Source organism: Thalassotalea euphylliae (genome assembly GCF_042682785.1).
Lineage (GTDB): Bacteria > Pseudomonadota > Gammaproteobacteria > Enterobacterales > Alteromonadaceae > Thalassotalea_F > Thalassotalea_F euphylliae.
On sequence record NZ_JBHUIB010000001.1, the window covers coordinates 109,349 to 122,014 of the forward strand.

Below are 12,666 nucleotides of genomic sequence, written 5' to 3' on the forward strand. Positions count from 1 at the left end.
TGCAGCATTGATAAGCTATTGAACCATAGTATTTTTGTTGTCAATTGCAGCACTGGTAAGTGTAGTACATTCTTTTCAGGGAAAACTTGATAACAAGCAATGTTAGACGCTATAGCTTTTTCCAAGCACAAAAAAAGCAGCAATAAATGCTGCTTTTTAACGAAAGACTCAACTGACTAGCGACCGAACATTCCGCCGCCACCGCCGCCAAAGCCCCCCATACCACCAGGAGGCATCATACCTTTCATGCTACGCATCATTTTCTGCATGCCGCCTTTACCCGACATTTTCTTCATCATTTTCTGCATTTGCGTGAACTGCTTAAGCAACTTATTCACATCTTGAATTTGAGTGCCAGAGCCTGCCGCAATACGGCGCTTACGAGAACCTTTTATAATATCTGGGCGTTCACGTTCAGCTGGTGTCATAGAATTGATAATAGCTTCCATGCGCACAGTCACTTTGTCATCCATTTGGCCTTTAATTTGATCAGACATATTGCCCATACCCGGCAACTTATCCATCAACCCCATCATGCCGCCCATGTTTTTCATTTGCACAAGCTGCTCACGGAAGTCTTCTAGATCAAAGCCTTTACCCGATTTAACTTTCTTCGCTAGCTTCTCAGCTTTTTGCTTATCAACTTTTTGTTCGACTTCTTCGATAAGTGACAATACGTCACCCATACCAAGAATACGTGAGGCAATACGATCAGGGTGGAACGGCTCAAGCGCATCTGTTTTCTCACCGACACCAATAAATTTAATTGGTTTACCCGTGATATGACGAATAGAAAGTGCCGCACCACCGCGGGCATCACCATCAGTCTTGGTTAGGACAACACCCGTTAGCGGCAACGCATCATTAAACGCTTTAGCAGTATTTGCCGCATCTTGACCTGTCATTGCATCAACGGTGAATAACGTTTCAACAGGGTTAATAGCACTGTGAAGCTGCTGAATTTCGCCCATCATGTCTTCATCAACGTGCAAACGACCAGCTGTATCAACAATCAATACATCGAAGAAATGCTTCTTCGCGTGATCAATAGCTGCATTAGCGATATCAACCGGTTTTTGCTTAATATCACTCGGGAAAAACTCTACGCCTACTTCACTGGCAAGCGTTTCTAGCTGCTTGATTGCAGCTGGACGATAAACGTCAGCACTCACAACGAGGACTTTTTTCTTCTCGCGCTCTTTTAAGAACTTAGACAGTTTAGCAACAGACGTTGTTTTACCCGCACCTTGTAAACCAGCCATCAAAACAACAGCTGGTGGCGTTGCTTTGAGATCCAGCGCTTCATTTTGCTCGCCCATTGCTGTTTCCAGCTCGGTGCGGACAATTTTTACGAATACTTGACCTGGCGTTAAGCTTTTAGAGACTTCCTGACCTACCGCACGCTCTTTCACTTTCGCAATAAAATCACGAATGACTGGCAATGCTACGTCAGCTTCTAATAAAGCCATACGTACTTCACGTAGGGTGTCTTTGATATTGTCTTCGGTTAGACGGCCGCGGCCGCTAATATTTTTGAGCGTTTTGGTTAAACGATCTGACAGATTCTCAAACATGGAAATCTCTATCTAAAAAGGCGGATATTACAAACTGCTCGCCATTATACGCGTATAACAACTAAATAAAACTAGCGAACTCGAATTCTACATTTAGCAACCAGACTATATCTTGTGGTAATCTGGCGCTATATAGCTGATATATTGGGATTAGCGTGGACGTTGCAAGCCTTCTTGTCGAAAACTTTATTCAATTGACTATTGAAGCCAGCCCTTGGCTGCTTATGGGTCTATTAATCGCAGGTCTAATGAAAGCCTGGCTACCTTCTCAAATTTTGTCTAAGCATCTTGGCAGCGGCAATGGTGCCATTATAAAAGCGGCCTTTATTGGCGCACCACTGCCACTGTGCTCATGTGGCGTTATTCCCGTTGCAACAGAGCTTCGCCGAAGTGGTGCTTCAGCGCCAGCTACTTCTTCCTTTTTAGTGTCTACCCCAGAAACCGGCATCGACTCAATCAGTGTCTCTTACGCCATGTTAGGTCCTATTTTTGCGATATTTCGACCAATCAGCGCCGTGCTGTCGGCTATTGCAACAGGCTTTTTAGTAAAAACCGCTGACGTAAAAAGCCCAACTGATGTTAAGCCATCGACAAGCTGTTGTGCATCAAAAGTACCGGCGGTAGATGAGGCCTTGGAAAAGAATTCGGAAGAAGAAAAAGCCAGCTGTTGTGCCAGCAAAAAACAGCCATCAAATACGTTTTGGACGAAAACATGGTCAGGTGTTAAGTATTCACTGACTCAACTTGTCGATGACATCATAAAGTGGTTGGTGGTAGGCCTAATTTTCGCAACACTGGTCAAAACCTTTATTCCCACCTCATTTTTAACCGAACATGGCAGTGGCCTGGTTGCCATGCTAATTATGATTGCTATCTCTATTCCCATGTATATCTGTGCAACAGCTTCAACGCCTATTGCTGCAGGTTTGATTATGGCAGGTGTTTCTCCAGGTACTGCCTTAGTGTTTATGATGGCGGGACCCGCAACCAACATTTCAACGCTTGGTGTCATCAAAAATGAAATGGGGTCAAGTGTACTCGTGAGATACCTCTTAGGTATTTCCCTTTGTGCCATTGGGTTTGGTTATTTGCTCGACGCCATTGTGGCAATGCTAGGGGTTGACTTAGCGCACCAAATGGCCCACAGCCATGAAATTTTGCCGATGTGGTTAAGCGTATCGACGGCGATGATTTTATTTGTCGCTGCCATCAAGCCATTACGTCAAAAAGTCATAAGTTAAAATTACGTAAATGAATTGTGGCTTCAAGGCTTGGTTTTGATAAACTGAGCCCGACAAATGATATTCGCAAGGAAAAGAAGTGAGTTTTATTGATATTAGCACCCTGTTCGCGGTGATTTGTTATCTGACGGCGACGGTAGCAATATTAACAAAATTATTTGATAGTCAAGGACCTAACCAACTGTTGGTATTAATGTTGGCTTGCTTTGCTATTATTCCTCATACCTTGTTGACCGGCAACCAAGTATTCAGTGACGAGCAAGTTAATTTTAACTTACCGAACGTCGTCACTTTGGTTAGCCTCATCATCACCTTATTGATTACCTCCGTTTCACTGAAGTTTAAATTAAATTTACTGTTACCCGCAGTTTACGGCTTTGCCGGAATTTGGTTGATTATTTCCATGTTGTTGCCTGAAGTCGCGCTTATGCCACTCGCTGTCAACAAAGCTATGGTCATTAGCCACATCACACTATCACTGATAGCGTATTGCGTACTGATAATTGCATGCCTGTATAGTTTTCAGGTTGCGTATATCAACATGAAATTGAAATCTAAACAGCTAAATGCGGTAAACCAATTGCCTCCATTGATGCAGGTTGAACATCAACTATTTTTAATTTTAGGTGTCGGTACCATTGCGCTAGCAGCTTCTCAAATAACAGGCTTTATTTTCCTAGATACGTTTTTCAGTAAAGCTAATGCACACAAAACCGTACTTTCCTTGATGGCATTGGCCGTTTATCTTGTGATCATTTGGGGCCACTACAAGAATGGCTGGCGTGGTCACAAAGTGATGACTTTAACCATTATCGCGACAGGTTTGCTGACGTTGTCATATTTTGGTAGCCGTTTTGTGAAAGAATTTCTCATCGGATAATTTTTCAGGTATAACTGAACAGTTTTCTAGCAAATAAGCTAGAATCAGCGTGTTAGGCAACAAAGGACCCTACTTTTTTGGACAGCATTTCTACAAGTATGCTTTTTATTATTCTAGGCATACTGTTATTTATTTCCGCTTATTTTTCTGGCTCAGAAACTGGCATGATGTCGATAAACCGTTATCGCCTTCGCCATTTAGCAAAGCAAAAACATCGAGGCGCTAAGCGTGTTAGTCAATTACTTGATCGACCAGACCGTTTAATCGGCCTTATTCTTATTGGCAACAACCTCGTCAATATTGCAGCGTCTGCTATCGCCACCATCATTGGTATTCGATTGTTTGGTGATGTTGGTGTTGTTTACGCAACATTTGGTTTAACGCTAGTAGTTCTTATTTTTGCAGAAGTAACGCCTAAAACGCTTGCCGCGTTATACCCAGAGAAAGTGGCTTTTCCAAGCTCAGTCATTTTATCACTATTGCTCAAAGTGTTATTACCGTTCGTTGTCATGGTAAATTTTATTACCAATGGCTTCCTGAAATTACTCGGGTTAAGCGCAGAGCAGCGTGAACAACATAGCTTGAGTACCGAAGAACTGCGTACCGTTGTTAACGAGTCTAGCGCGTTGCTAGAAGAGCGCGATCAAAATATGTTGGTCGGTATCCTCGATTTAGAAAGGATTAAAGTTGAAGATATCATGATCCCACGTAATGAATTAGTGGGCATTGATATCAATGACGACTGGAAACGAATTCAGAAAAAGTTAACCCACTCAACGCACACGCGTGTACTACTTTACCGCGACAACATTGACGACGTGGTTGGCTACATCCATATGCGTGATGCCCTCAGGTTACTATCGAAAAACCAGTTCACCAAAGCGACATTGCTTCGTGCAGTGCGAGAGCTTTATTTCATTCCTGAAGGCACGCCGTTAAATGTTCAGTTATTGAAGTTCCAACACGCCAAAGAGCGTTTAGGTTTAGTGGTTGATGAATACGGTGACATTCAAGGGTTGGTGACATTGGAAGACATCCTAGAGGAGGTTGTTGGCGACTTTACCACGACCATGGAACCAAGCCCTTCTGATGAGGTTCATGAGCAACCTGACGGTAGTGTGCTTATCGATGGCAGTGCGACAATTCGTGACCTAAATAAAGAAATGTCATGGGATTTACCCACAGATGGACCTAAAACCTTAAATGGACTGATTGTGGAGCATTTAGAAGATATTCCACAAGCTAGATTAAGCGTAATGATCGCTGGATATCCGGTCGAGATCGTCGACGTTAGCGACAACATGATCAAAACAGTACGCATCGTACCTGAACACCTAACTAAACAGAGCCCGCAAGATTAAAGGGCTCTGGACATCCCTCTTAATAACCCGCTGATTTATTATCCTTTTTGTCTAGGCTTTAGACGATGTATGGATCCCACCAAATAACCGATTGGATTTTCTTTAATCAAACTACTGATCATATTTACATAATGTGTTTCTAACACGTTACATTTAGTCGAATACGGCATTTTGACCACAAAGTTATCCACAGCAAATGGTGTTATCCAAGTTTCCACATTTTCTGTGGATAACAATGGCTACCCCAATAAAATAACGCCTTGGATTTTTGCAAACTTTTTTTCATAAAAATATCATATTTTTTTGCTCTACTAATGTGTCGAAAATTACAGCGGTGGTTTACCAGATCTACGACTAATTTCGCAGCTAAAGCTGATAATATTTCAAACAAAAAACGGCAATTAAACGAATAACCAATGCATCAAGTTTAAAAGCTGAATACGTAAATTCATTGAATTTTAGGCATAAAAAAGCCCTGTCATTAGACAGGGCCCGGTAAGCTCAAAGGTTGGGGGGAGAGCTCTAAAACTTATGCTTTGTGTTTACGAGCAAAGCGCTCAATCAACAACCCGTTACAATAGATATTGTCGATGTTTTTGTACTTGCTTTCTGTTGCAGCAAAACCGTTTTCTACCGCTTCCTTACAAATTTGACTAGCTGGTGCATTGTCTACAGCAACAAACTTGAATACGACGTCTTTTTCTGCAGCCTTAGGTTGTGCGGTGTATTTAGCAGCAAAGCGTGATAATGACTGGTCGTTACATACGACGCGACGCTTTAGTTCAGAGAAGTCAGCACCTAGTGCACTTGCAATAGCCTTAGCACCCGAAATACCTTCTTGTGCAGCAGCCACACATACTTGAGTTTCTACAGTTTCATCTAGTGCTTTGAATTGCACGTTGTTTACGTTCGCGTTTGCACCAAATGAAACAGCCAATGTTAATACAGCAACTAATGCAGTTTTCATATCTCACCTCAGTTAATAACTTAAAAAAACTTGTATTCTCGAATTGGTGATTAGTATATAGAGTCTAAACTCTAATGTAAATTTATTTTGTAATTTTATTTCATAAAGAGCTTATTCATCCGAATTGTTACCAATTTATTGTAATTTAATTACATAAACAAAAAGAAAACACGTAAATAATTGTTTTATATCCACTTATTTATTTTACAACATACCGACCCTCAGACCTACGTAGCATTACCAATATAAAAAACGCCTACAAAACAAGGTTTGCAGCAGAATGAATACGTTTGCAAAACCGTAATTTACTTTCACAAATAACATTTAGTACGAATTTATGAGTGAACGAGAGTTGCTTAGTACTTAAGTAAGGGACTGAACGAGATGACACTATCAACAATAGTTTTGGTACAGAGGCGCTCTAGACACTATGTTAGAAGGAGGAATGGAACACAGATTATGTTGGCCAAGTTACCTGTGTTCTCTCAATAGCGATATAACAGTGACGGATTACTTATGTAGCACGTACAAAAAAGGCCGCTATTGCGGCCTTCTCACTTAATAGATTTAACTAATTCATTGCTAAGCGCAGTTGGTGATCACGTTCTTTCTTCACGTAGTTAGTCCACTGCTTTGCAGTTTTAGCTACCTTCTTAAAACCTGCAGCGTTCTCAAACGCTTTCAATGCGCTATCAAAATCGCCTAAGTTGAAGTAAGACATACCGAGGGCTAAGTGCATATTACCTTCGTTATCTAAACCGCCACGTTCAATGGCAGTGTTTGCCGAATCTATCGACTTCTGCCACTTCTCAGTGTTCAGGTAAGCTTGGGCAAGCTGCTCATCAAATTTGCCACTGTCAGCAATTTCAGCACCTTTAATAAGGACGGGAATAGCCTTTGCGTCCTCTTTTGCCATCACGTAAGCTTGTGCCATTAACTGAATACGCTTCTCATCAGCAACTACAATCCCCTGCTCAATAGCATCGTCTAAAAGCTTAGCAGCTTTATATGGCAACTGATTAAAGAGGTATAGCTGAGCCAACATAATAATGTCAGACGACTTAGTCACGTAACCTGCTTGCCATGCAGTTTCCATCGCACCAAGCTGTTTCTTCTCTTCTCCAATCTCGCCATACATACCCGCTAGTTGAATCCAGTATTCAGGCTTTTGGTATAAACGAACCAACTCTTCCATCACTTCTGTGACTTTTTTGGGTTGCTTTAATTCATAGTAAGAAGCGCGTTGAAGAATAAGCCAGTTTTCTTTTGGATTACCATTTTCAGCACGCACTAATTCAATCGCTTTGTTGATGTGCGTTAACGCGTCAGCAAACTTTCTGTCTTGGTAATACACCTGTGCAAAAAGGATGTGTTGGCTACCCTTTAGCTCTTTCGGGTTATTGACCTGCCATTGCTTCAAAAACGTAAGTGCTTTCGCGTAATCTTGCTGTTGCATTGCAAGCTGCGCTAGAGAGTATACCGTTGAAAGAAATAAACTCTCAGGAATGGCTTCTTGCGCAATAACGTTTTCAAAACTGTTGATGGCGTTTGCCAAATCATCATTGCCGTAGTACATGAAACCATAGAAATTCCAAAGCATTGCTTTTTCATAACTGTTAAGTTGGTCAATACGACCTTCTACTTCTTTCAATACTTCAAAGCCAGCAGCCTTATCACCAGCATCGGCAAGCTGTTGCGCTCGCGCAAGCTGCTGATAAACGCGGTTGCGCATGGCTGGAACACGTTTAGCTTCTCGCTTTGTCGGTTCGGCAGCTACGGCTTTAGCTGTACCAAACATATCAGGCGCTACTAGCGGTGCGCCATACAACACACCCGCAGCAATAAGCGATAACAGTAGCCTAGATTTAAAAAGGGACTTTGCCATTTTTCTGCTCCTAACCATCTATCTCAAACGTAATTTTGTTCTGAACACCTGCAACTTCTGTTGGTGTACCGTCAACAACACGTGGCTTGTACTTAAACTTCATTGCGGCATCAATGGCAGCACGGTTGAAGATATCTTCTGGCTTAGCTTCGACAACAATTGGATCTCTTACTGAACCGTTAGTGGTTACCGTAAACTCCACAATAACGTAGCCTTCAATGCCACGTGATTGTGCGCGTCGAGGGTAAATTGGCGCCACTTTCACAATGGGTAAATAGTCGCCGTCACCGCTGTCTAAACTCAATCCACCCGCAAGGCCGGTATCTGCAGACACGTCTGCAGTAAACGACGTGCTCACAGCATCTGCATTAGGGTTCGCCTGTTGCATCTGCGGCTGCTGCATTGGCGGCGGTGGTGTTTCTGGTTTAGGTGGTTTTTGCGGCTTTCGCTCTTTCTTTTGAACCACTTCTTCTTGCTTCAAACGAATGAAGTCAAGCACGTTGCCACGTGGCGGCTCAGTCAGTGCGTTTTTGCCACCCGTGATTAACATTTGCATGCTCCATAGCAGCACAAAGGTAACGCTAACCGCTAAACCTAGTGCTAAACCATAACGAGCTAACGAATTATTCATGGTAGCTTATGCCTCTTGCGCTGCGATTGACACGTCAAATACGCCCGCTGCACGCGCAGAATCCATTACCTTGATTAGCACATCTGTTGTCGCTTTCTTATCTGCTTGAATAACAACAGTACCCTGAGGATTCTCAGCTTTTAAGCGCTCGATGTTGGCCTGTACTGCACGCACATCAACACGACGTTTGTTGATCCAGATTTCACCCTTGTCGCTAATCGCCACTAAGATGTTGGCGCGCTCTTTCTTCACTGCCGTAGCAGCTTCTGGACGGTTAACTTCAATACCCGCTTCTTTCACGAAAGAGGCTGTAACGATGAAGAAAATAAGAAGAATGAAAACAACATCCAGCATTGGCGTCATGTTAATTTCTTCAGCTTCTTCTTGCTCTTGTAAAACTTTTGCTAATTGAGAACGCATACTTGCCTTCCTACTCTTTTATTTGTGTGCTTAATGCCTTGGCATTAGTGTTGTAGCACCAATGAATCTTCTAACTGTTCAGTTCTGCGCTTGGTTTTACGTTGTAACCAAGTCACGACGAATACACCTGAAAGTGAACCTACCATGCCTGCCATTGTTGGGATGGTTGCGCGTGATACACCAGACGCCATTGAGCGCGCGTTACCGCTACCTGAGATTGCCATGACATCAAATACTTGAATCATGCCGGTAACCGTTCCAAGTAGACCTAATAGAGGACATAACACTACCAGGCTCTGAATCAATGCAACGTTGTGATTAAGCATGTTGGTTGCACGCGATACTTGGGCAATGCGAATTTGCTCTGCGTTCCATGAACTGCGATCAGAACGCGCATTCCAGCTATCGATGATCGATGTTTTTATGCCGTTGTAGCTTTTTAGGAAAAAGACTAAACGTTCGAAAATCAATAACCACATTAAGCAAATGACGCCTGCAATGACGGCCAATACTTGGCCGCCCGTATCGATAAACTCACGGATGCTATTCATCATTTCGATGAATATGATCATGGTTTATGCTCCTTTCTCTACTTGTTCGGCACGTTCAGCAACAATGCCCGCACTTTGCTGTTGCAACACGTTGATGATGCCGCGGCTGCGCGTATTTAATAAGGTAAAGATAAAGACCATTGGAATCGCCACTACAAGACCTAGAACCGTAGTGACAAGTGCTTGAGAGATACCACCGGCCATTAATTTAGGGTCACCTGTACCGAAAAGCGTAATAGCTTGGAAGGTGTTAATCATACCCGTTACTGTACCTAGTAGACCGATAAGCGGTGCAACAACAGAAATAATCTTGATAATGGTTAAGCGTGAAGTCAGTTGAGGTACTTCTTTCAAAATACGCTCTGAAAGTTTTAACTCTAGCGTTTCAACGTCAACGTTCTTGAACTCTTCTTTTGCCATTAATACACGGCCAAGTGGGTTGTCGTTAGAAGGCGCAGAGGCTTTCAACTGACGGTTAACTTTGTTACCCACCAAGAACAGTGCAACGAAGCGCTCAAGTGCGATAAGCAGGCCAATTAAGCCAATACCCAGGATGACGTAACCTACAGGGCCACCTTGGTCAACACGCTCTTGTGTATCTGGTGCTTGTACCAATAGGCTTAAAATTGAGCCACCGGTTGGGTCAAGTGCAAACGCAACTTGTTGGTTACTTGCGTTCGTCATTTCTTGAGCAGAACCCAAGTAGCGACCAGAAGGCTGACGAATCAATTCAGCAACACTACCTGTTTCGCTGATGAACTCTAAGTACTTGCCATTGGCGACTAAGTTGAAGCTACCAATACGCGTTACTGTTGCGTTTTGCTTGCTACCATCTGCTAGTACCACTTCACGGTCAAAGCGCGTTACCTTCGCACTTTCTGTCATTTCACGTTGTAATTCGAACCAAATTTTTTCAATTTCTTCAATTGACGCAAGCTTAGACGACGAGCCCATTGACTGAGCGAATTCATCTAAGAAAGCTTCACGACCTGGAATTTGTGCCGAAATAACAGAGTTTTGGAATTTGCTTTTAGTATCGCCAGCCACTTGCTGAAGTACACCAAATAGCTCTTTCAATTCACCTAAGCGCTTATTTAATGCGTCTTGGCGATTACCCAATGCGATTTCATTCTCTTGGAATTGAGACTCAAGTTGCGTACTTAGCGCAATTTGACCATCTCGCTGTTGAATAGCATCAGCCAACAATTTGTCTTGCTCAGACTTACGCGCCATGAAGTCTGCTTCACGTTGCTTGTTTTGCTGAGATTGAGCCACTTTACCTTGTGCAAGCTGGTCAAGTAGTTGGTCTAGGTTTGCCGCTTCTTGGCTTGAAGCTGCCAGTGAAAACACAGCTGAAGACGTTAACGTAACAGCAGCGATAAAAGTAGAAATTTGCTTTTTCACGGAATGGTCTCTCATTATTCTGTTGCGTTAACTGGCACAACAACTAAGTCTGGTGCCAATTGCTTACGTGCGATACGTAATGCTTTGTTAATGTCAGTACGGTAGCTAGCATCTAATTCATCCCAGCTATTTGTTTGCGTATTCCAAGCCCCCATATGGTTGCCATCGCGCGTTTGGTAAACAAAAGCGACACGACCGATACGTAGGAAATCCACATCCATTTCTTGACCGTTCAGGTTTAAGATGTCGCTATACGCTTCAATTGTGCGACCGTAATCCACTTCAACTTGGTACGCTTCTAATACACGACGAAACTTTTCAGAAGCAGCAATATCAGCTCGCTCCATCATGCTTTTTAGGTTTGCAATGCGCTTGCTGCGCTCTTCAGGAAGGAAAGGTACGTCTAAGCTTACGAACGCTTCTAGCGTATCAATCATGCGTGCCATTAATGGCGATATTTGACGTTCAATGATGCTCACTTGCTCCATTGATACTGCTAGGTCATTTAACTCTTGCAACTGGTTGTCAATCTGCTTTTGCATTTGGCCGTTGTAAACTTCTAAGCCGTCAATTTCTTTATTAACGCCTTTAAATTGTTGAAGTTTGCTTTGGATTTGGTCTGCAATTTTATCGATTTTTTTCTGAGACTTGCCCGCAGACTGATTAATTTCTTGACCAGCTTGAACAACTTGCTCAAGTTGCTCATCTGCCTGAGCAAAAGCAGCGTTTGATGCTACTGTGGTCATGCCGAAAAACAGCCCAGCTTGCGCCAGTTTTGACAATTTCATAAGTGAACCTTAAGTAATTTAATAAATAGCATTCCCCTGCGCTTACTTGCACAGAAAAACAGCTCAATTTAAGATGGGCAAAATTTTAAGTCTGTAATGTGACAGATAAGTTTCAGCAATGTTTCAGCTTTATTAAATTACAAAAAAGTGACGTTTTTCTTACACTTATCAAAATAAATTCATAAAACTCAGCAAACTGAAAAATTGCTAAATAATTAAATAGCTTAATGGAACTTAGGCACAATAAACGTACTCAAACAGCTCAACGCTATATTGATAAACCCAGAAATAAAGGACTATGCTTTATGGATTTTTTAAAGAAAATTCGTCTTCTCTCTGTCATCACCTCAATGCTCTTTCTTGGCCTAGTCGGCTGCTCTTCTATGTCGTTTGTTGGCATGTACAAAATGAGCCAGATGAACCCACTGACAACCGATCCAGCGCAAATTAAAGTGGCCATAAAAACCGACCAAACAATAGAGGTGAAAGACGGCTCAGCAAAAATTAACTTTGGTTACAAAAGTGATGACGGCACTATCAATATTGAAGACACTTTTTTAGTGCAAATTAGTAAAAACGACCGAGGCGCTCGCGTGTTATTTGATGATATTAAAGCAACAGACCGAATTACGGTGCTTTCATTAAGTGAAGAAGACGCCAAAAAGTTTCAACAGAATCAGAAAATCATCCTCGCCCACAAGGCGCAAGATAAAGAAGGTACCGGTTCATTAGGTATAGGCTTAGACGACTTTTGCTTACCTACCTCACTGCCAGAGCGCGACTTACTGATTGATGTATATTTACAAACCGACACTAAAGACGGCTACTTCAAGTTTTTAAGTGGTATTGATATCAAAGAGCAAGCAGAAAAAATGGAAGAGCAAGGCGAAGAGTTAAATTGTGAGAACAATGTAGCGGCGTGATAACGCTTCAATATGGTACTGGTAAATGCTTGGCTAAAATT

The 12,666-nt window shown here is 42.4% G+C and carries 12 protein-coding genes; 4 read left to right on the forward strand and 8 right to left on the reverse strand.

The window, feature by feature from the left end; genetic code table 11:
* Positions 1–176 precede the first annotated feature (176 nt).
* Complete coding sequence (ffh, locus tag ACFSJY_RS00490; RefSeq protein WP_386030001.1) at positions 177–1,574, reverse strand: signal recognition particle protein; 1,398 nt, start codon at positions 1,572–1,574, stop codon at positions 177–179.
* Positions 1,575–1,729: 155 nt separating this feature from the next.
* On the opposite strand from ffh, the gene ACFSJY_RS00495 reads away from it, so the two are divergent.
* From ACFSJY_RS00495 to ACFSJY_RS00505, 3 genes are all read left to right on the forward strand, one after another.
* Positions 1,730–2,815: an SO_0444 family Cu/Zn efflux transporter gene (locus tag ACFSJY_RS00495; protein WP_386030003.1), complete on the forward strand. Its 1,086-nt coding sequence runs from the start codon at positions 1,730–1,732 to the stop codon at positions 2,813–2,815.
* 79 nt (positions 2,816–2,894) lie between these two features.
* Entirely contained in the window at positions 2,895–3,695 is an 801-nt protein-coding gene (locus ACFSJY_RS00500; protein ID WP_386030005.1) for a cytochrome C assembly family protein, read from the forward strand.
* 77 nt (positions 3,696–3,772) lie between these two features.
* Positions 3,773–5,056, forward strand: a complete 1,284-nt coding sequence (locus ACFSJY_RS00505) for an HlyC/CorC family transporter (RefSeq protein WP_386030007.1) — start codon at positions 3,773–3,775, stop codon at positions 5,054–5,056.
* 529 nt (positions 5,057–5,585) lie between these two features.
* On the opposite strand, the gene ACFSJY_RS00510 is transcribed toward ACFSJY_RS00505, so the two are convergent.
* The 7 genes from ACFSJY_RS00510 to ACFSJY_RS00540 form a co-directional block, all read right to left on the reverse strand.
* The gene (locus tag ACFSJY_RS00510) at positions 5,586–6,023 is read right to left on the reverse strand and encodes a hypothetical protein (RefSeq protein ID WP_386030009.1); all 438 of its coding nucleotides are present in this window, start codon (positions 6,021–6,023) and stop codon (positions 5,586–5,588) included.
* A gap of 571 nt (positions 6,024–6,594) precedes the next feature.
* Positions 6,595–7,908: a tetratricopeptide repeat protein gene (locus ACFSJY_RS00515; protein WP_386030011.1), complete on the reverse strand. Its 1,314-nt coding sequence runs from the start codon at positions 7,906–7,908 to the stop codon at positions 6,595–6,597.
* A 10-nt stretch (positions 7,909–7,918) separates the two neighbouring features.
* Positions 7,919–8,539, reverse strand: coding sequence for an energy transducer TonB (locus tag ACFSJY_RS00520; protein ID WP_386030013.1), 621 nt, complete (start codon positions 8,537–8,539; stop codon positions 7,919–7,921).
* 6 nt (positions 8,540–8,545) lie between these two features.
* Complete coding sequence (locus ACFSJY_RS00525) at positions 8,546–8,959, reverse strand: ExbD/TolR family protein (protein ID WP_386030015.1); 414 nt, start codon at positions 8,957–8,959, stop codon at positions 8,546–8,548.
* Positions 8,960–9,003: 44 nt separating this feature from the next.
* Entirely contained in the window at positions 9,004–9,531 is a 528-nt protein-coding gene (locus tag ACFSJY_RS00530) for a MotA/TolQ/ExbB proton channel family protein (protein ID WP_386030017.1), read from the reverse strand.
* Positions 9,532–9,534: 3 nt separating this feature from the next.
* Positions 9,535–10,914, reverse strand: coding sequence for a MotA/TolQ/ExbB proton channel family protein (locus tag ACFSJY_RS00535; protein WP_386030019.1), 1,380 nt, complete (start codon positions 10,912–10,914; stop codon positions 9,535–9,537).
* A 14-nt stretch (positions 10,915–10,928) separates the two neighbouring features.
* Entirely contained in the window at positions 10,929–11,702 is a 774-nt protein-coding gene (locus ACFSJY_RS00540; RefSeq protein WP_386030021.1) for a DUF3450 domain-containing protein, read from the reverse strand.
* 305 nt (positions 11,703–12,007) lie between these two features.
* Here ACFSJY_RS00540 and ACFSJY_RS00545 point away from each other — a divergent pair, with 305 nt between their 5' ends.
* Entirely contained in the window at positions 12,008–12,625 is a 618-nt protein-coding gene (locus ACFSJY_RS00545) for a hypothetical protein (protein WP_386030023.1), read from the forward strand.
* Positions 12,626–12,666 lie beyond the last annotated feature (41 nt).